The following is an 18,326-nucleotide window of genomic DNA, read 5'->3' on the forward strand; positions in this document are numbered from 1 at the left end:
TCGTCTACCCCGCCCTTCACAATTTAATACGCTTTGGCAGAAGGCGTCAAAGCGCCTTTTGCAGTTCCGGCAGAATGACGAAAAGGTCGCCGACGAGGCCGTAGTCGGCGACCTGGAAGATCGGCGCCTCCTCGTCCTTGTTGATGGCGACGATGACCTTCGAATCCTTCATGCCGGCAAGATGCTGGATGGCGCCGGAGATGCCGACGGCGATGTAGAGATCGGGTGCGACCACCTTGCCGGTCTGGCCGACCTGCCAGTCGTTCGGCGCATAGCCGGCATCGACTGCGGCACGAGAGGCGCCGACGGCGGCGCCGAGCTTGTCGGCGATCGGCAGGATGACTTCCTGGAACTTCTCCGAGGAGCCCAGCGCGCGGCCGCCCGAGATGATGATCCTGGCCGAAGTCAGCTCCGGACGGTCGGTCTCGGAAAGCCTGTTCTCGACGAAGCTCGACAGGCCGGGATTGACTGCTGCCTGAACCGTCTCGACCGGGGCTGAACCGCCCTCGGGTGCAGCCTGGAAGGAGGCGGTGCGCACGGTGATCACCTTCCTGGCGTCGCTCGACTGCACCGTCTGGATGGCGTTGCCGGCATAGATCGGCCGCTTGAAGGTGTCGGGCGAGACAATCTCGATGATCTCCGACACCTGCGCGACATCGAGCAGGGCTGCCACGCGCGGCGCGACATTCTTGCCCGAGGAGGTCGCCGGCGCGACGATCGTGTCATAGGCATCGGCCATGCCGACGACGAGCGCCGCCAGCGGTTCGGCGAGACGCTCGGTGAGCTCGTCGGCTTCGGCAAGCAGCACCTTGCTCACGCCCTTGAGCTTGGCGGCGGCGTCCGCTGCCGGTTTGGCGCCGTTGCCGGCGACCAGCACATGCACGTCGGAGCCGATCTGCAGTGCCGCCGAAAGCGCCTTGGCGGTCTGGTCGGAAAGCGTCGCATTGTCGTGTTCGGCAATCAGAAGAATTGTCATCTTTTTGTCCCTTCCCAGCCCTACAGCACGCCAGCTTCGTTCTTGAGCTTGTCGACCAGTTCGGCGACGCTCTTGACCTTGACGCCCGCCTTGCGGCCGCCCGGCTCCTCGGTCTTGATCACCTTCAGCCGCGGCTTGACGTCGGCGCCGTAATCGGCGGGAGATTTCTCGTCGAGCGGCTTCTTCTTGGCCTTCATGATGTTGGGCAGCGAGGCATAGCGCGGCTGGTTGAGGCGAAGATCCGCGGTGACAATCGCCGGCATCTTCAGCTCCACCGTCTGCAGGCCGCCATCGACCTCGCGCGTCACCTTGGCCTTGTCGCCATCGATAACGACCTTGGAGGCAAAAGTGCCTTGCGCCCAGCCCAGAAGTGCGGCCAGCATCTGGCCGGTCTGGTTCGAATCGTCGTCGATCGCCTGCTTGCCGAGAATGACGAGACCGGGCTTTTCCGCCTCGACCACGCCCTTCAGCACCTTGGCGACACCCAGCGGCTCGGTCTGCTCGTCGGTCTTGACCAGGATGGCGCGGTCGGCGCCCATGGCGAGCGCGGTGCGCAAGGTCTCCTGCGCCTGCTGCGGCCCGATCGAGACAACGATGATCTCCTCCGCCTTGCCGGCCTCCTTCAGCCGGATCGCCTCTTCGACCGCGATCTCGTCGAACGGGTTCATCGCCATCTTGACGTTGGCGAGTTCCACCGCCGAACCGTCAGCCTTCACACGAACCTTGACATTCGCATCCACAACCCGCTTCACGGGCACAAGGATCTTCATTTGCCTGTCACCTCTTTCACGATAGCCACCTCTTTCAAGATAGTCGGGCGCGCTATAGCAGTGTGCGCCTCTTCAGAGTTGTCGAAAGCCGACATTCCGGACGGAATTCTGGTCTCCGACCGTCTAAAGCGCGTCGTATTTGGCCGACCTCACGCGACGCGCTTCAGGATGTGTGTTCCATGCATGCCGTTATCGCAAAACCGCTGCACAGTTTTGCGCGACATGCATTGGTGTGGGAACGCTTCCGTAGTTGCGGCGACCCCGCACGTCAATATCCGGGGCGCGCCCAAATCATCCGCGCCGCACTCAAATCGGTTCAGTCCGGAAAATCGGGTCAGTCCGGACTGGAGGCGCTTGCCCGTCCCCAGCGCGGCGCCGGCTGCGCCGGCAGCGGCTCGCCTGGCGCCGGCTCTGCGGCAACAGGCATTTGGCCGGCGACCACCACTGCCTCTTCGTCCGCACCGGCAAGCAGCGCTACGGCGCGGTTGCGCAAGACGAGCACCAGAACGGCCCCGGCGATGATGCCGCCGACATGGCAGGCCCAGGAAATCTGATCCTCGCCACCGGCGGCGAACATCACGATCTGGAACAGGATCCACAGGATGAGCGGGATGAAGGCCGGGATACGCAGCGGAATGCGGGCGAAGGCCAGCACCCATACCTTCACCCTGGGATAGAGGATCAGATAGGCGGCGACCACGCCGGCAATGGCGCCTGAGGCGCCGATCAGCGGAACCTGCGAGTCCCACGCGATCAGGCCCTGGAAGAAGGCGCCGGCGATGGCGCAGAGCAGATAGAAGGCGAGAAAGCGGATATGACCGAGCGCGTCCTCGACATTGTCGCCGAACACCCACAGGAACAGCATGTTGCCGCCGAGATGGAAAATATCGGCATGCAGGAAGGAATAGGTGACGTAGCTCAGGCTCTCCGGGATGACGACAAACTGCGGAGCCAGTTCGACGCTGTCGTGGACGACCGACGGGATGAAGCCGAGCCCCAGCACAGCGGCGTTGGTGAATTGCTCGCCGCCAAGCGCGGTGGCGAAGTAGATGAGCGTGTTGAACGCGATCAGGCCGATCGTGACATATTGCTGCTTGATGTGGCGCAGCCGGTTGGTGTCATAAAGCGGGATGAACATCGGACCCCTCCGCCTCGGCAGATTCAGCGGTTCTTGCCGGGAACCCATAGCACGTCGGCGTTTCCATTGTCATTGACCACGCGTGCGGCGACGAACAGAAAGTCCGATACGCGGTTGATGTATCTTATCGCCTCGCGGCTGACGTGCTCGCCCGGGGCCTGCATCAAAGCCACCATGATGCGCTCGGCCCGCCGCGCCACCGTGCGGGCGAGGTGAAGGGCCGCCGCCGCCGGCGTGCCGCCGTTGAGCACGAAGGATTTGAGCGGCTGCAGGTCCTTGTTGAGCAGGTCGATGTCCTTTTCGACGCGGTCGGTCTGCACAGCGGTGATGCGCAGCGGCTCATAACCGAGCGGCTTGCCGTCATCCGGCACCGCCAGATCGGCGCCGAGGTCGAAAAGGTCGTTCTGGATGCGGCCGAGCATCGCGTCGATCGCCGGGTGTGTTGCCGCGGTGTGGATGCGGGCCATGCCGATGCAGGCATTGGCTTCGTCGACCGTGCCATAGGCGTCGATGCGCAGATCGGATTTCAGCCGCCGCTCACCGGTGCCAAGGCCGGTGGTGCCGTCGTCGCCGGTACGGGTGTAGATCTTGTTGAGCTTGACCACGCTCTGCCTCCCGAAATCGCCACCTCGTCACTTGCGGGTGAAATACACCGCCAGCATGATCAGCACCAATGCCACGAACTGCAGCAGCACGCGCGTCTGCATCAGCTTGTTGGAGGTCATGCCGGAGCCGCCGCGCATCATATTGATGAGGCCGCGGATCAGCACGATCACCACGGCGACCATGACGAGAACAGCGAGGATGTTGAAGACGGTTGCCATAGAGTGTTTCCAGTCGATTGCGTTCAGGCGCGTTTGGCAAGCAGGCGGTAGAGCATTGATGCCGGCAGGATGCGTTTGAGGACAACGCCGATCCTGGCCGGCACCGTTACCACATAATGCGGACGCGGGCGCCGCGACAGAAGCGCATGGCGCAAGGCCGCATGAACCACCGCCGGCCCGGGCTTCAGCCGTGACGTGCTGCCGCCGGCCTGCAGCCGTTGCAGCTGCGCCTCGTAAGCGAGGCGGTGCACGGAATTCTCACGGTCGATATTCCTGAGAAACCACACAAGGCCGTTGGTGGCGATCTTCGATGTCACTGGCCCCGGCTCGATCAGCGAGACATGGATGCCGCTGCCCTGGAGTTCCTGATGCATGCACAGCATCAGCCCTTCGATCGCGTGCTTCGACGCCGAATAGGCGCCGCGAAAGGGCAGCGGCGCCAGGCCGAGGATCGAGGAGCAGTGGACAAGACGGCCATGGCCCTGGCGCCGCATCACCGGCACGACACGGCGGGTGAGATCATGCCAGCCGAAGACATTCGCCTCGAATTGCTCCCTGAGCGCCGCGACCGGCAGGTCCTCGACGGCGCCGGGCTGGGCGTAGGCGCCGTTGTTGAACAGGGCATCGAGCCGTCCGCCGGTCCGCTCCAGCACCGACGCCACCAGCGTCTCGATGGATCCCGGTTCGCAATAATCCAGATAGAAAGCCTCGATGCCGTCGGCCTCGAGGGCGGCGATGTCCTCCGGCTTGCGTGCCGTCGCGAACACCCGCCAGCCTTCCGCCTTCAGCGCCCGGGTGCAATAGGCGCCTATCCCGGAAGAAGCTCCGGTGATGATGATGGTGCGCAACTCTTCTCCAGGAGGAAGCGTGTTTTGACCTAGGCTTGCCATTTGCCGCAATCCCTTCCCATATTCGCGGCGTCGAGACAATCGAAGGGAACGCGGTTCTTGTTGCGGAAGATCGTAGCCCTCAAGCGCGTGCTCTATGACGCGTTCGGCCATTTCGATGCAGACGATGGCTGGGCGATGGCCAGTCATCTGGCGATCACGGCGCTGATGGCGCTGTTCCCTTTTCTGATTTTCGCCACGACGCTGGCCAGCTTCCTCGGCGCACAGGCTTTTGCCGACACCGCCGTGCATATCGTCTTCGACACCTGGCCCGAGCAGATCGCCGAGCCGATCGCGCGCGAGGTGCTCAACGTGCTCACCGTGCAGCGCACCGACCTGTTGACCTATGGCGTGCTGCTTGCCGCCTTCTTCGCCTCGAACGGCATCGAGGCGCTGCGCACCTCGCTCAACCGCGCCTACCGCGTTTCCGAAACGCGCGGCATCATCTACCGCCGGGTACAGAGTATCGCCTTCGTGCTGATCGCCACGGCAGGTTTTCTGGCGATCAGCGTGCTTCTGGTGTTTGCGCCGTTGCTGGCGCGGCTGGCCGAGGCCAATTTCGAATGGGTAAAACCCTATATGGGAACGATCACGCTGTGGCGTTACATCATCGCCTCGGTCGTCATCGTCGGCGGGCTGTTCGCGGTGCATTACTGGCTGCCTGCGGGCAAGCGCCGCTTCGTCTCGATCATACCGGGCATCATCTTCACGCTGATTGCCTGGCTTATCGGGTCGACCATCTTCGCCGCCTATCTCGACCGTTTCTCGTCCTATGTGACGACCTATGCCGGCCTTGCCTCGATCATGGTCGCGGTCGTCTTCCTCTATATGGTCTCGGCGATCTTCATTCTCGGCGGTGAACTCAATGCCGCGATCAGCCGCTATCTGGAGGCACGCGCGCGAGTTGGCTGATTCTTGTTTTGAGCATGATCTTTTCGAAACCCGGTCCCACTTTTCGGGATCATGCTTTGGTCGGCTGAGCGGTTGCCAACCCGACGCCGAGCGTCGCGATCGCCATGCCGACGATCTGGACCAAGTTCAACTGTTCGCCGAACAACAGCCAGGCGATGACCGCGGTGACGGCCGGGACCAGATAGAACAGCGAAGCGACTTTCGACATCTCGCCGTCGCGGATCATCACCATCAACAGGAAGATGGCGCCGATCGACAGCACCAGCACCAGCCATGCCATGGCGAAGATCAACTCGCCATTGACGATGACGGTTCGCGTCTCGAAAGCGAGCGAGGCCAAAGCCATCACCGATGCACCGCCGACATATTGCCAAGTGGTGGCCGCCACGAGATCGCCGCCGGAGGCGAAGCGCTTCTGCCAGATCGTGCCGGCGCTCATGCCAAGCACCGAGACAAGCGAGGCGGCCAGCGTCTCGGCCGTCACGCCGCCGCCGAGCGTTCCGAGCTTCGGCCAAAGCACGATGACCACGCCGGCAAGTCCGACAGTGAGGCCGGCCCAATGGCGCGGCAGGATCGCCTCGCCGAGAAATCGGCCGGCCATCACTGCGGTGATCAGCGGCTGCAGCCCGACGATCAAGGCCGATAACCCGGCTGGCATGCCCCTGTGGATGGCCCAGAACACGCCGCCGAGATAGACGCCATGCATCAGGATGCCGGCGCCGGTCGCGTGAAACGCCTCCTTGCGCGTCGCTCGCCTGGAGCCGAGTGCTGCCATCAAGGCGGCCAACAGCACGGCGGCCAGCACGAAACGAGCGGCCAGGAAGGTGAAAGGCTCGGCCCACGGCATGGCATAACGCGCGCCGATGAAGCCGGTCGCCCACAGGACGACAAAGGAGGCGGGGATGAACCGCTTGATGCTGCGCATTTTTGAAAGGCTGCCGCGTGCTCGGTGAGGGGTTTTGTACGGGACTGCTGTAATGCGGTTCAACCCGGCTAGCAAAACCAAACGGTTGATCCATAGGCTCGAATGAAGGATGCGCTCTGGATCAGGGAGGATCAAAAACGCTGCTGCGGTGCAGAACCTTTGATAGCGGAGGGACAGCGCCCCCCTCTGTCCTGCCGGACATCTCCCCCACAAGGGGGGAGATCGGCAGCTTCGCGGACAGCGTCCTTTTTTGCACGGTTGGTGGTTGGCGAAATCAGTGATGAAGTCCGATCTCCCCCCAAGTGGGGGAGATGTCCGGCAGGACAGAGGGGGGCGCGAAGGATCGCTACAGAGCGCTTTTATTTTGAGCCGTTCGCTGCCGGTCGCTGCCCTGTCAAAAACGACCGTGTCTGGGACTAAATCCCAACCAACCGCCGGACGTCTTCCGGTGATGCGCCGGCCTCGCGCAAGGCGGCAAGGCCGGTATCGGCAAAACTCTTCGACAGCTTTCGTCCGTCCGGGCCCAGGACCAGACGATGGTGGAAGTAGCTTGGTTGCGGCAGGCCGAGGATCTCCTGGAGCAGGCGCTGCACGCCGGTGGCGGAATAGAGGTCCTGGCCGCGCACGACGTGGCTGATGCCCTGCAGCGCGTCGTCGACGACGACGGCGAGATGATAGCTTGTCGGGATTTCACGGCGCGCCACGATCACGTCGCCCCAGTCCTGCGGGCGGGCTTCTATCGTGCGTGTCGTGCAAAGGCTTTCATCGGAAAATTCCAGCCATGACAGACCCGTGCCGACGCGCGCCATCGCAGCATCGACGTCGAGCCGCCAGGCGAAAGGCGCATTCTCGGCCATCCGTCGCTGGCGTTCCCTCATAGTCAACGCCTTGTCGACGGCGGGATAGAGCGGCACCCCGTCCGGGTCGCGCTGCCAGTCGCGGCCGCGCCTTTCGCGGTCGGCAATGAAGGCGCGGATTTCGCCACGGCTCATGAAGGCCGGGTAGACGAGTTCCTCGCTGATCAGCCGATCGAGCACCGTCTGATAGTCCGAAAAATGTTCGGACTGACGGCGCACCGGTTGTTCCCAGCCAAGCCCGAGCCATTCCAGGTCGCGAAAAATGCCGGCCTCGAATTCCGGCGTGCAGCGCGTCGTGTCGATGTCCTCGATGCGCAGCAACAGCCGCCCGCCGGTTGTGCTGACCAACTTTTGATTGAGCAGCGCCGAATAGGCATGGCCGAGATGCAGTTCGCCATTCGGGCTCGGCGCGAAGCGGAATGTCAGGAGTGTCATCGTTCGGCGGCAATCGGGTTGTGCGGCGCTTTCGCCAGTTGCTATTTTGCGCCTGATTACATCTGCCACTTTGCGCCGGGAACAAGCAGACATGCAACGCATCGCCACGCTCGACGACGTCTCGCAAGGGCTCGACGCGCTCTGCCTGCTCGACCCGCGCCTGGAAAAGGTGCGCGGCATGGCCGGCGAGGTGCCGCTTCGGCTGTCCGAGCCGGGGTTCAGAAGCCTTGCCTCGATCATCGTCTCGCAGCAGGTATCCCGCGCCAGCGCCGACGCGATGTTCGGGCGGCTGACAAAACTCGTCGATCCGCTGACGCCGCAAGCCATCCTTGCCGCTGACGAAGCCATCTTTCGCGAAGCCGGACTGTCGCGGCCGAAACAGCGCGGGCTGATCGCCGTCGCCCAGGCGGTGGTCGATGGGCTCGACCTCGATCATCTCTGTTTGCTCGACGCCGCGGAGGCGATCGCGGCGATGACCAAGGTGTCAGGCATCGGTCCGTGGACGGCGGAAGTCTATCTTCTGTTCGCCGCCGGTCACCCCGACGTCTTCCCGGCACGCGACGTTGCTCTACAGAGCGCGGTCGGCCACGCGCTCGGCATCGACCCGCGCCCGCCCGAGAAAACGCTGATCAAGCTCGCCGAATCATGGAGCCCGTGGCGCGGTGTCGCATCACGGCTTTTTTGGGCGTATTATCGTGAAACCCGGGGCAGGGACGCCGCGCCGCCTGGCTGAATCCGTAAAAAAGCATGAAAATCATGCATTTTTAGCGCTGCGATTGATCGACAAGCCGCTTCACATCCCTGTCATGTCGGGCTTACAGTATCCGCGCCGACAGGCTACAGCGCCGCGCATCCAGTTGGATGCGCAAAGGACGCTGTAGGACTTTTTGAAGCTGCGCATGATCCCTTCCGAAAATCGAACCGATTTCGGGGTCATGCGCTGAACCAAGGAGGTCAATGACGTGACGGTTGCCGTATCTCCGGATGGGCTTCCAGCACTGGTGCTGAACGCGGATTACCGTCCGCTCAGCTATTACCCCCTGTCGCTCTGGTCGTGGCAGGACGCCATCAAGGCGGTGTTCCTCGAGCGGGTCAACATCGTCGCCGAATACGAGCACGCGGTGTCGTCGCCGACCTTCTCGATGAAGCTGCCGAGCGTCGTCAGCCTGAAAGCTTATGTGAAGCCATCGCGGCATCCGGCCTTCACCCGCTTCAACGTCTTCCTGCGCGACCGTTTCCAGTGCCAGTATTGCGGCACGCCGGAGGATCTGACCTTCGACCATGTCGTTCCCCGCCATCGCGGCGGCGCGACGACGTGGGAGAATGTCGTCGCCGCCTGCTCGCCCTGCAATCTGAGGAAGGGCGGCATGATGCCGGCGCACGCCAAGATGTGGCCGCTGCAGAAACCTTTTCAGCCGACGGTGCACGACCTGCACAACAATGGCCGCTTGTTCCCGCCCAACCATCTGCATGAAAGCTGGATGGATTATCTCTACTGGGATGTCGAACTGGAGCCATAGAGTTCGGCAGAAATCCGCCATGCCGGTCGCCTGACGCAGCTTTCTGCGCTTCCGGTGCTCACGTACTGTAAGTACGCTCCGCTTCGGTTCTCGAAACCCACGTCATGCGCTTCGGCCTGACGAATTTCTGGACGAACTCTGCGCTGTGCAGCTCAGTCGCGGGCAAAGGCGCCGCGGAAGGCGATGACGGCCAGGACAAAACTGGCGATGGCGTTCCAGCCGGCCAGCGACAGGCCAAGGATGCGCACGGCCGCTTTGTCGCAGGAGGGCGGGACGAATCTGTCGAGCGCATCGAGCACGCCCTTGCCGCCGGTATCGACCGGACCGGCAGCCGCTGCACAGTCGGTCGGCCCCGGCCACCACGCCCATTCGACACCGGAGTGATAGACGCCGAGATAGACGCCGTAGACCATCAGCAGGCCGCCGACGGCCAGCAGGCCGCGTGTCAGCCACGCGGGGGCGCGCAATGTCGACGCAGCCGCCGCCAGCAGCATCAGCGGCACGCCGATGTAATAGGGGGTGCGTTGCTCCAGGCAGAGCTTGCAGGGGATGTAGCCGCCGAGATGCTGGAAGGCCAGCGCTGAGCCGACGGTGGCGGCCATGGCGGCGGCGAGGAACAACGCCGTCCGCATGCGCTGGCGTCCAGGGTCGGCATTCACGGTCGCTGTCATCGATCTGCCGTTCGCCTTCTTGTTGAGCATGATCTTTTCCGAAAGCTGGCGCCCACTTTTTTGCTACGCTGACCTTCGGTTCGGGATCATGCTCTAAAACGCGTATTTGACGACGATATAGAGCGAAATCAGGGCAGCTGCGCCAGCGCCGGCGATCATGCCGAGGCGCTTTTCGATGAACTCGCGGATCGGTTCGCCATAGCGGCGCAGCAGCCAGGCGAGGAACAGGAAACGGGCGCCGCGCGCCACGATCGCCAGCACGATGAACAGCAGCAAAGGCGTGCCGATGACGCCGGACAGGATCGTCACCACCTTGATCGGCGGCAGATGGGCGAGGCCGGAGGTGATCAGCATCAGGACGATGAATCCGGTGCCCGCCGAGACGCGCAGTGTCTCGAAGTCGTCATACTTGCCGTAGAATTCAAGGATCGGCCGCGCCACCGTGTCATAGGCGTAGTGGCCGATGTACCAGCCGGCTATGCCACCCAGAACGGAGGCCAGCGTGGCGACCAGCGCGTAGCGATAGGCGCGATCCGGCCGTGACAGCGCCATCGGCAGATAGAGCACGTCGGCCGGCACGAGAAATACCGAGCTTTCGACGAAAGCGATGAAGGCCAGCCACCATTCGGCGGATTTCTTCGCCGCCAGCGACAAGGTCCAGTCGTAAAGTCCGCGAAGCATCGGCACTCCTGATGCACGTCGCCCAAAAAACGCAGCACCTTTGGGACAACAATATGCATAAAAACCAAGCCCAAAAGCACGCCAGATGAATCTCTCCAGACGCGGCGCGCTTCAATGCTGCGCTGCCTGTCTAGAAAGATTTTTCGCGCCGCACAATGGCCGTAGCTTCACGAAATCGAAAGGCTGCGGCCGAGCGAAAGCCGAATGCCCGGAATTGGCCACCCCGAATTGGCCAGTTGACGAACAGGCCTCCAACCGTATAGTCCGCGCCCATCCAGGCCGCCCGGCCTGAGCCCCTATGGCGGAATTGGTAGACGCGCTCGACTCAAAATCGAGTTCCGCAAGGAGTGCTGGTTCGATCCCGGCTAGGGGCACCATTTTCTACCCGAGACACCTTGAAAGCTCGGTGGGAGGTTATCCCAGGCGCACCTGGGATACCCCAATTGAGGCCGGGCCATTGCGTAGACTAAGTCGCCATTACATCGGCCCCGGCACCATCTTGGTCGGCTGCTCCGGCATCGGAAACGCGTAATTGTCGCATTTCACGTCGGGGTTCGTCGGGCTGAACATTCCAAGTGGGTTGTCTTTGAACAGCCAGACGTGAAGATCGTAATGGTAGAACTCCACCGGAATAAGCGGATAATGCCCCTCCATCGGCCCCTGGAACGTCTGTCCAAACAGTTTCGGCGGTTCCTTGGTGTCGGGCGTCAGCGGAACAAGCCATTCCACGGCCACCAGGCGCAAGCCGCCGTCGACCGGCTCATAGATAAGGACATTGGGGCGCGCCGGATCTGGTGTCGGGCTGACGCTCGCGACGTTGACGAAATGAATGCCCATCGCGCCCTTCGGGTAATCCATAGCTCCAGCCACTTTTTCGCCGCTGTAATAAACGCATCCGACCGTCGACAGGTAGAGGTCGCGAATGGCGGCCTTGTAGTCTTCGTACTTCGAAAGCGATTGTTTCAGGGCATCGATCTCGACCTTGCCGGGCTCGGCGGCCTGACCCGCGGCCGCAGTCAGGCAGGCGCCGATGAGGCCGGTCAAAGCGAGAATACTGCCACGCCTGAAGTGAATTGTTTTCGTCATGCATTCCTCCCAGATTTTTGTTCTGGCCGTGCAGGACCGAGGCGGCAATGATGCTGGTTGCGCGGCCGAGATTGTCGCCGATGCTAATCCTTTCCGCTGGTTGGGAGAATTAACCCTGATGACCTAGGCCTTCGACACAGTTCTTCCACTGAGTCTGAAAGGGACTGTGGACGGTCGCTGCCGCCGGCCTGCAGCTGCCAATTTCCAGCGCTGGTGATTAGCGTAAGCCCCCTGCGCCTTCGTCATTCCCAGGCCGGAGCAAGGAGCGAAGCGACGCGGCGGCGCGGTAGACCAGGCGATGGTCCTGGATGATGCGCCGCCGACCACCAGCGCCAAGACGGGTGCTGGACGGAGCGCGGCCGTGCCAAGCTGGAGCACCCCTCGTCCGGCCGCGGAGCCTGTCCTCGGGCTTGCCGGAGGCAAGACCCGTGGGCGGCCACCTTCTCCCACAAGTGGAGAAGGGAGAGCCGCACTTTGCCCTACCGCCGTCCCAGCAAGCTCTTCACCCGGTTGCGCAGCAGGCGCGCCATGTTGCGGGTTTCGCGGTAGAGGTGGATCTGCGACGCCGCCTGGCGGGCGAGGCGGTCGGCGTCCGGCGTCAGGCCGAGGACCAGCGTGCCGATCGGCCGGCGCTCCGTCCATAGCCGGCTCATCACCGGATGGTCGGGCACGGCGCAGGAATCGGTCATCATGATGTTGGGATCGTCGAGATGCTGCCTGGTCACCTCGATCATCAGCAGCGTGCCCGGCGAATAGGCGGCGAGCGTCTCGTCATAGGCCGTCTTCCAGGTGTAGGCGACGCCGGCCTCGACGAAGACGACCAGGCAAGCGATGGTGCGGTCATCGAGCGTCAGTGAATGGATGCGGCACAGGTCGCGTTCGGCCAGCCGGTGCACGGCCTCGCGGGCAAAGGCGGCGCGGTAGCGGTCGATGGCCATGGCGGTGCGCTCGCGGCCTTTCCAGCCGGCGGCCTCAAGCGTCAAAAAACGCTCGATGGCATGGCGGATGTTTTCCGGTCCGCGCGCCACCTGATGCTCCAGCCTGCCCAGGTCGGCGAGGCGGCGTTTTAGGCGGCGGAACTCGCGATAATGGTGCGAGCGCAGCGAGGCCTTCAAATACTCATCGCCGTCGATCTCGCTTTCGAGCATCGGCCGTTCGGCCTTGCCGGTGGTGACCAGCGTCAGGCCACGCGTCTCGGCGACGGTGGCCAGCAGGCTGGCCACCGGGCCGTCGAGCCGGATGTCGGGCAGCACGAAGACTTTTGGCAGTTTGAGATGCGGCCGCGACAGCATCGCGAAGAAATCCTCGATGACGCCGACGGGATCGTCGCGGTCGACCAGCGGCGTGCCGATCGGCCCGAACGGGCTCGACCATGTGCGCATCACCCGCACGCCGAGCGGCGTCGCCGGCCGCTCCACCGAGAACGGCACCAGCAAGCGCAGCCGGTTGCGGTATTCGTCGCCGTCGCGGATGACCGCCAGCCGCACCTCGCGGTCTTCCAGTCGCGGCATGGCGGGTGCCAGGAAGCGCGGGTTGAAGAACACGTTGGGCTCGATCGTGCGGGCGCAGAGATAGTCGAGTTCCTCGACCAGGTCGAAGCCGGCGGAGGCGGCGTAAATTGCCAGTTTGCGCTGGGGCCGGCCGTTGGCCAACAATTCGATATGGGCGGGATCGGCTTCGCGGGCGAGCCCGGCGAGGCCCGACACCAGGGCGCCGGCCGGGCCGCCGCTGGTTTCCTCGAGCAACGGGATGGCAGCCATCACGCGGCTCCTTTGGCGGCTACGAAAATGACCATGACGATGCCGAGCCTGCGCCAGACCGTGAAGGACAGCGCGCCGGCTTCGAAGATCATCGCGAAGGCGGTGGCCATCGCCGCGCCCCACAGGCCGAAAAGCGGGATCAGCACCAGATTGAGGCCGATGTTGAAGGCCAGCGTCATGGCGTAGACGGCGGCGCAGATATTCTGGTTGCCGCTCATGGTGAGCAGGCTTTCGCAGGGGCCGACGGCGGCGCGGGCGACGACGCCGAAGACCAGCAGGAACAACAGCGGGTAGCCGGCAACGAATTCAGGCCCGAACAAGCTCAGCATCGGCTCGCCCAGCACCAGCACCAGCAGCGCCATCAACAGCGATGGCCAGAACGTCCACGACACGGTTTCGCGGGCGAAGGCGGCGAGCTTTTCGGGCTCGCCATGGGTGAATTGCGCGTAGCGCTGGGCAACGCCCGCCTTGACCGCAAAATAGACGAAATGCACCAGCGCCAGCGTCTTGACCGTGGCGAAATAGACGGCGACGTCGTTGGGATTCATATAGGCGCCGACCATCAGCACGTCGGCATTGGTGAGCAGGAAGAAGAAGCCTTCGACCAGGAAGATCGGCAGCGACACGAGGAACCATTGCGCGAAATGCAGCTTCCTCGGCCCGGCCGGGATTTTTTTGCCGAGGCGCGCAGTGATGCCGATGAGCTGGCCGAGCGTGGTGGCATAGGTGGCGGCGATCGAGGCGAAGATCGCCGTCCTGGCATCGGGCGCAAAGCCGACCAGAAGCATCAGCGCCATCAGCGCCAGGATCAGCACCGGCCGCACCAGATAAGTCGGCGCCAGCGCAAACAGCGCCCACGAGTTGGCCCGCGCCAGCCCCTGCAGCAGATCGGACATGGCGATCATCGGCATGCAGATGAGGCCGAGGATGAACGGCACGACATAGTAGTTCTCGATAAACGGCGAGAGCAGCCAGACGCCGAGCGCGCCCAGTCCGGCGATCGCCGTCGAGGCGACCAGCACGAACAGGCGGCTGGTCAGCACGATGCCGCGCAGTTCGGCCAGCATGTTGCGCTCGCGATATTCGGGAATGAAGCGGATGATCGAGGTGTGGAAGCCGAGGCAGGCGAGATTGCCGACGATCACCATCGTCACCCAGACAAGGACAAAAATGCCATACTCGAACGAGCCCATCCAGCGCGCCATCTGCACCTGACTGACGAAAGCGATGACGGCGCTGACGATGCGGATGGAAAAGGCGATCAGCGACATGCGGCTGGCTTCGCCGCGCTCGTCGGCGGTGAACAGCACGGCATCGATGCGGCCAAGCAGCGGCTTTGCGCGCAGCGCAAGGCGCTGCGGCAGGAACCGCCCGGCTGTCGTCGCCGCGGAAAAGCGCACCCTGATCACACTCCGTTCTCGGCTTCTTTTCGGGTCTGGGTGTAGTCAAAACACATTAAGAAACGGTTGGGTGGGAGGTAGGAGTGTTCCCTTCTCCCCGTTCACGGGGAGAAGGTGCCGGCAGGCGGATGAGGGGCGCCGGCTTTGTGACATGTTCACCGTTCGCGGCAGAACGCGACGAAACGACAGGCCAGCTGATGGAAAGAAATAAGAGCTGAAGGCCCATTTCCGGTGTCGACGGGACAGCGCCCCCCTCTCGCCAGCCGGCCATCCCCCCACGGGTGGGGAGATTGGCTAATCGTGGGCGTTGGCGTCGCCCCTCATCCGCCCTTCGGGCACCTTCTCCCCGTGAACGGGGAGAAGGGAAGTGGGTGCTTACGCGAACGCCCCGTGGCAATGCTTGTACTTTTTCCCTGACCCGCACGGGCAGGCCTCGTTGCGGCCGACCTTGCCCCAGGTGGCGGGGTTTTGCGGGTCGCGGTTCTCGGGGGCGACGGTGGCGTGGGTCTCCTGGCGAACCAGAAGGCCGGTCTCGCCGCCATCAAAATCGTCCTCGCCGGTAGTGCCGTCGAGATGACTGCCGAACATGTCGGGCGCCTCGGGCGGCGGCGCTTCGGCGGCTTGGCGGACCAGCTCGACGCGCATCAATTGCGCGGTGACGGCCTGGCGCAGATTGCCCAGCATCGCCTGGAACAGCTCGAACGCCTCGCCCTTGTATTCCTGCAGCGGATCGCGCTGGGCGTAGCCGCGGAAGCCGACGACCGAGCGCAGGTGGTCGAGGTTGACGATGTGCTCGCGCCACAGATGGTCGAGCGTCTGCAGCACCACGGAGCGCTCGACATAGGCCATCACGTCGGGGCCGAAGCGCTCTGCACGCTCCTTGGCAGCGGTCTCGGCGTCCTGGCTGATGCGCTCGCGGATGTCGTCCTCGGCAATGCCCTCTTCTTTGACCCAGTCCTCGATGGGCAGGTCGAGATTGAGGAATTCGGCGACCTCGGCCTTGAGGCCGGCGACGTTCCACTGCTCGGCATAGGCGTTTTCGGGAATGGCCTTGGCGACGATCTCCTCGATGACGCCCTCGCGCATCTCGGCGATGGTTTCGGACAGGCCTTCGCCGTCCATCAGTTCGAGGCGCTGCTCGAACACCACCTTGCGCTGGTCGTTCGAGACGTCGTCATATTTCAGCAGGTTCTTGCGGATGTCGAAATTGCGCGCCTCGACCTTCTTCTGCGCCTTTTCCAGCGCCTTGTTGATCCAGGGGTGGATGATCGCCTCGTCTTCCTTGAGGCCAAGCTTCTGCAGCATGCCGTCCATGCGCTCGGAGCCGAAGATGCGCATCAGATCGTCCTGCAGCGACAGGAAGAATTTTGAGCGCCCGGGATCGCCCTGGCGGCCCGAGCGGCCGCGCAACTGGTTGTCGATGCGGCGCGATTCATGGCGTTCGGTGGCGAGCACGTAGAGGCCGCCGGCGGCGAGCGCCTTCTCCTTCAGCCGGGCGACGTCGTCGCGGATTGCCTTTTCCCTGGCGTCGCGCTCGGGGCCGGCCGGCATGTCGCCAAGCTCCTCGGCGATGCGCATGTCGGCATTGCCGCCGAGCTGGATGTCGGTGCCGCGGCCGGCCATGTTGGTGGCAATGGTAATGGCGCCGGGTTTACCCGCCTGGGCGACGATCGCCGCCTCACGCTCATGGTGGCGGGCGTTCAGCACCTCGAAATCGGCAAAACCTTCCTTGCGCAGGCGTGCGGCCAGCAGCTCGGATTTCTCGATCGAGGTGGTGCCGACCAAGGTAGGCTGGCCTTTTTCGCGGGCTTCCTTGATCTCCCTGACGATCGCCTTGTACTTCTCCTCGACGGTCCGGTAGACCTCGTCGTCCTCGTCAATACGGATGACCGGCAGATTGGTCGGGATCTCGGTGACGTCGAGATTGTAGATGTTGGCGAATTCCTCGGCCTCGGTCAGCGCCGTGCCGGTCATGCCGGCGAGCTTCTTGTAGAGGCGGAAATAGTTCTGGAAGGTGACGGAGGCGAGCGTCTGGTTCTCCGGCTGGATCGCCACATGCTCCTTGGCCTCGAGCGCCTGGTGCAGGCCTTCCGAATAGCGGCGGCCCGGCATCATGCGGCCGGTGAATTCGTCGATGATGACGATCTCGCCGTTGCGCACGATGTAGTCCTTGTCCTTCTGGAACAGCTGGTGCGCCTTGAGCGCATTGTTGACGTGGTGGACGATGGCGACGTTCTCGACGTCGTAGAGCGACTCACCCTTGAGCAGGCCGGCGTCGCGCAAAAGGTTTTCCAGCTTCTCGGTGCCATCCTCGGTAAAGATCGAGGTCTTCTGCTTCTCGTCGATCTCATAGTCGGCCGGCTCGAGCTTCAGCATGAAGGCGTCGATGGTATTGTACATTTCCGAGCGGTCCTCGAGCGGACCGGAAATGATCAGCGGCGTGCGCGCCTCGTCGACGAGGATGGAATCGACCTCGTCGACGATCGCGTAGCTGTGGCCGCGCTGCACCATCTGGGCGCGCTCGTATTTCATGTTGTCGCGCAGATAGTCGAAGCCGAGCTCGTTGTTGGTGGCGTAGGTGACGTCGGCGGCGTAGGCGGCATGGCGTTCCTCGTCGGACAGGCCATGGACGATGACGCCGACCGTAAGGCCGAGGAATTTGTAGACGCGGCCCATCCATTCGGAGTCGCGTGTGGCAAGATAGTCATTGACGGTGACGACATGGACGCCTTTGCCGGCGAGCGCGTTGAGATAGACGGGCAGGGTGGCGACCAGCGTCTTGCCCTCGCCGGTGCGCATCTCGGCGATGCCGCCATTGTGCAGCACCATGCCGCCGATCAGCTGCACGTCGAACGGGCGCATGCCGAGCACGCGGCGCGCCGCTTCGCGCACGGTGGCGAAGGCCGGCACCAGGAGATCGTCGAGACTGGCGCCGTTGGCGACGTCCTGGCGGAATTTTTCCGTGCGGGCCGTCAGTTCGGCGTCGGAGAGCGCCCGCATCTCGTTTTCCATGGCGTTGATCGCTTCAACGCGCGGTCGGGTCGACTTGACCCGGCGATCGTTGGAGGAGCCGAAAACCTTACGGGCGAGACCGCCAAAACTGACCATTCAATGGTCCTTTCGATAGCATTCCAAGTCGTTGCGACGGGTGCCGGCCGGCCCCATCAAATCCACGTGAGACGCGGACAAACGCAAAAAGCGCCCGGAAAACGGTTCTGGACGCAAAGTCGTTGGACAGATAAGAGGGGGCTCAATCGATGTCAACGGCGCGCTGGCCCTGACGACCGTGCCAAATTCCGCCACAATCCGGCTGGTCTGGAAGCCATCCCGCCCTAGCTATCCCCCATTGGAGTTAATTGTATGTCCTTATTGTTCCGCCGCGCGTCGCTCGCCAGCCTTGGCCTGGCATTCGGGCTGACGGCGCTGTCGCTGTCGCCAGCGATGGCGCAGGACACCGCGCCCGCCCAACCAGCCCCCGCCCAGC

Annotated in this window: 17 protein-coding genes and 1 tRNA gene; 4 read left to right on the plus strand and 14 right to left on the minus strand. The window is 63.4% G+C overall.

The genetic code is table 11. The annotated features are described in order from the left end of the window. Window positions 1-46 precede the first annotated feature (46 nt). The 6 genes from AC0L3D_RS15930 to AC0L3D_RS15955 form a co-directional block, all read right to left on the minus strand. Window positions 47-976: an electron transfer flavoprotein subunit alpha/FixB family protein gene (locus tag AC0L3D_RS15930; RefSeq protein ID WP_473629648.1), complete on the minus strand. Its 930-nt coding sequence runs from the start codon at window positions 974-976 to the stop codon at window positions 47-49. Between the two features lie 20 nt (window positions 977-996). Next, on the minus strand, window positions 997-1,746 hold the full coding sequence (locus tag AC0L3D_RS15935; protein ID WP_023797241.1) for an electron transfer flavoprotein subunit beta/FixA family protein: 750 nt from the start codon (window positions 1,744-1,746) through the stop codon (window positions 997-999). Between the two features lie 334 nt (window positions 1,747-2,080). After that, the gene (locus tag AC0L3D_RS15940) at window positions 2,081-2,884 is read right to left on the minus strand and encodes a rhomboid family intramembrane serine protease (RefSeq protein WP_473629647.1); all 804 of its coding nucleotides are present in this window, start codon (window positions 2,882-2,884) and stop codon (window positions 2,081-2,083) included. 23 nt (window positions 2,885-2,907) lie between these two features. Then, entirely contained in the window at window positions 2,908-3,489 is a 582-nt protein-coding gene (locus AC0L3D_RS15945) for a cob(I)yrinic acid a,c-diamide adenosyltransferase (protein WP_473629646.1), read from the minus strand. Window positions 3,490-3,516: 27 nt separating this feature from the next. Next, window positions 3,517-3,708: a twin transmembrane helix small protein gene (locus AC0L3D_RS15950; protein ID WP_023797244.1), complete on the minus strand. Its 192-nt coding sequence runs from the start codon at window positions 3,706-3,708 to the stop codon at window positions 3,517-3,519. 23 nt (window positions 3,709-3,731) lie between these two features. Further along, entirely contained in the window at window positions 3,732-4,598 is an 867-nt protein-coding gene (locus tag AC0L3D_RS15955) for an SDR family oxidoreductase (protein ID WP_473629645.1), read from the minus strand. A gap of 57 nt (window positions 4,599-4,655) precedes the next feature. Here AC0L3D_RS15955 and AC0L3D_RS15960 point away from each other — a divergent pair, with 57 nt between their 5' ends. Further along, window positions 4,656-5,507: a YihY/virulence factor BrkB family protein gene (locus tag AC0L3D_RS15960; RefSeq protein ID WP_031254136.1), complete on the plus strand. Its 852-nt coding sequence runs from the start codon at window positions 4,656-4,658 to the stop codon at window positions 5,505-5,507. Between the two features lie 49 nt (window positions 5,508-5,556). On the opposite strand, the gene AC0L3D_RS15965 is transcribed toward AC0L3D_RS15960, so the two are convergent. After that, entirely contained in the window at window positions 5,557-6,432 is an 876-nt protein-coding gene (locus tag AC0L3D_RS15965) for a DMT family transporter (protein ID WP_128181671.1), read from the minus strand. A 416-nt stretch (window positions 6,433-6,848) separates the two neighbouring features. Then, entirely contained in the window at window positions 6,849-7,724 is an 876-nt protein-coding gene (gene gluQRS / locus AC0L3D_RS15970; RefSeq protein WP_473630524.1) for a tRNA glutamyl-Q(34) synthetase GluQRS, read from the minus strand. 91 nt (window positions 7,725-7,815) lie between these two features. Here gluQRS and AC0L3D_RS15975 point away from each other — a divergent pair, with 91 nt between their 5' ends. Together AC0L3D_RS15975 and AC0L3D_RS15980 are read left to right on the plus strand one after the other, a co-directional pair. Next, window positions 7,816-8,457: a DNA-3-methyladenine glycosylase family protein gene (locus tag AC0L3D_RS15975; protein WP_128246124.1), complete on the plus strand. Its 642-nt coding sequence runs from the start codon at window positions 7,816-7,818 to the stop codon at window positions 8,455-8,457. A gap of 229 nt (window positions 8,458-8,686) precedes the next feature. Further along, on the plus strand, window positions 8,687-9,244 hold the full coding sequence (locus AC0L3D_RS15980) for an HNH endonuclease (RefSeq protein ID WP_023797250.1): 558 nt from the start codon (window positions 8,687-8,689) through the stop codon (window positions 9,242-9,244). Between the two features lie 152 nt (window positions 9,245-9,396). Here AC0L3D_RS15980 and AC0L3D_RS15985 read toward each other — a convergent pair whose 3' ends face one another. Both AC0L3D_RS15985 and AC0L3D_RS15990 read right to left on the minus strand, forming a co-directional pair. Continuing rightward, window positions 9,397-9,915 (minus strand): disulfide bond formation protein B, encoded by a 519-nt coding sequence (locus AC0L3D_RS15985; RefSeq protein WP_419697156.1) that lies wholly within the window; start codon window positions 9,913-9,915, stop codon window positions 9,397-9,399. Window positions 9,916-10,008: 93 nt separating this feature from the next. Beyond that, on the minus strand, window positions 10,009-10,596 hold the full coding sequence (locus AC0L3D_RS15990; protein ID WP_027153359.1) for a YqaA family protein: 588 nt from the start codon (window positions 10,594-10,596) through the stop codon (window positions 10,009-10,011). 292 nt (window positions 10,597-10,888) lie between these two features. Here AC0L3D_RS15990 and AC0L3D_RS15995 point away from each other — a divergent pair. Further along, window positions 10,889-10,973, plus strand: a tRNA-Leu gene (locus tag AC0L3D_RS15995). 100 nt (window positions 10,974-11,073) lie between these two features. On the opposite strand, the gene AC0L3D_RS16000 is transcribed toward AC0L3D_RS15995, so the two are convergent. From AC0L3D_RS16000 to secA, 4 genes are all read right to left on the minus strand, one after another. Next, complete coding sequence (locus tag AC0L3D_RS16000; RefSeq protein WP_473630407.1) at window positions 11,074-11,682, minus strand: hypothetical protein; 609 nt, start codon at window positions 11,680-11,682, stop codon at window positions 11,074-11,076. A gap of 479 nt (window positions 11,683-12,161) precedes the next feature. Beyond that, window positions 12,162-13,442 (minus strand): GNAT family N-acetyltransferase, encoded by a 1,281-nt coding sequence (locus AC0L3D_RS16005; RefSeq protein ID WP_023797281.1) that lies wholly within the window; start codon window positions 13,440-13,442, stop codon window positions 12,162-12,164. Next, on the minus strand, window positions 13,442-14,842 hold the full coding sequence (locus AC0L3D_RS16010; protein WP_473645004.1) for a lipopolysaccharide biosynthesis protein: 1,401 nt from the start codon (window positions 14,840-14,842) through the stop codon (window positions 13,442-13,444). The genes AC0L3D_RS16005 and AC0L3D_RS16010 overlap by 1 nt, the downstream gene beginning before the upstream one ends. A gap of 375 nt (window positions 14,843-15,217) precedes the next feature. Continuing rightward, complete coding sequence (secA, locus tag AC0L3D_RS16015) at window positions 15,218-17,950, minus strand: preprotein translocase subunit SecA (protein WP_473645000.1); 2,733 nt, start codon at window positions 17,948-17,950, stop codon at window positions 15,218-15,220. Window positions 17,951-18,326 lie beyond the last annotated feature (376 nt).

The organism is Mesorhizobium sp. WSM4837, from assembly GCF_055811435.1.

Bases quoted from the DNA above. Each gene is read 5' to 3' on its own strand.
- AC0L3D_RS16005 (WP_023797281.1), bottom strand. From the start codon at position 13,442: ATGGCTGCCATCCCGTTGCTCGAGGAAACCAGCGGCGGCCCGGCCGGC.
- AC0L3D_RS15990 (WP_027153359.1), bottom strand. From the start codon at position 10,596: ATGCTTCGCGGACTTTACGACTGGACCTTGTCGCTGGCGGCGAAGAAA.
- AC0L3D_RS15965 (WP_128181671.1), bottom strand. From the start codon at position 6,432: ATGCGCAGCATCAAGCGGTTCATCCCCGCCTCCTTTGTCGTCCTGTGG.
- secA (WP_473645000.1), bottom strand. From the start codon at position 17,950: ATGGTCAGTTTTGGCGGTCTCGCCCGTAAGGTTTTCGGCTCCTCCAAC.
- gluQRS (WP_473630524.1), bottom strand. From the start codon at position 7,724: ATGACACTCCTGACATTCCGCTTCGCGCCGAGCCCGAATGGCGAACTG.
- AC0L3D_RS15935 (WP_023797241.1), bottom strand. From the start codon at position 1,746: ATGAAGATCCTTGTGCCCGTGAAGCGGGTTGTGGATGCGAATGTCAAG.
- AC0L3D_RS15930 (WP_473629648.1), bottom strand. From the start codon at position 976: ATGACAATTCTTCTGATTGCCGAACACGACAATGCGACGCTTTCCGAC.
- AC0L3D_RS15985 (WP_419697156.1), bottom strand. From the start codon at position 9,915: ATGACAGCGACCGTGAATGCCGACCCTGGACGCCAGCGCATGCGGACG.
- AC0L3D_RS15955 (WP_473629645.1), bottom strand. From the start codon at position 4,598: ATGGCAAGCCTAGGTCAAAACACGCTTCCTCCTGGAGAAGAGTTGCGC.
- AC0L3D_RS16000 (WP_473630407.1), bottom strand. From the start codon at position 11,682: ATGACGAAAACAATTCACTTCAGGCGTGGCAGTATTCTCGCTTTGACC.
- AC0L3D_RS15975 (WP_128246124.1), top strand. From the start codon at position 7,816: ATGCAACGCATCGCCACGCTCGACGACGTCTCGCAAGGGCTCGACGCG.
- AC0L3D_RS15940 (WP_473629647.1), bottom strand. From the start codon at position 2,884: ATGTTCATCCCGCTTTATGACACCAACCGGCTGCGCCACATCAAGCAG.
- AC0L3D_RS15950 (WP_023797244.1), bottom strand. From the start codon at position 3,708: ATGGCAACCGTCTTCAACATCCTCGCTGTTCTCGTCATGGTCGCCGTG.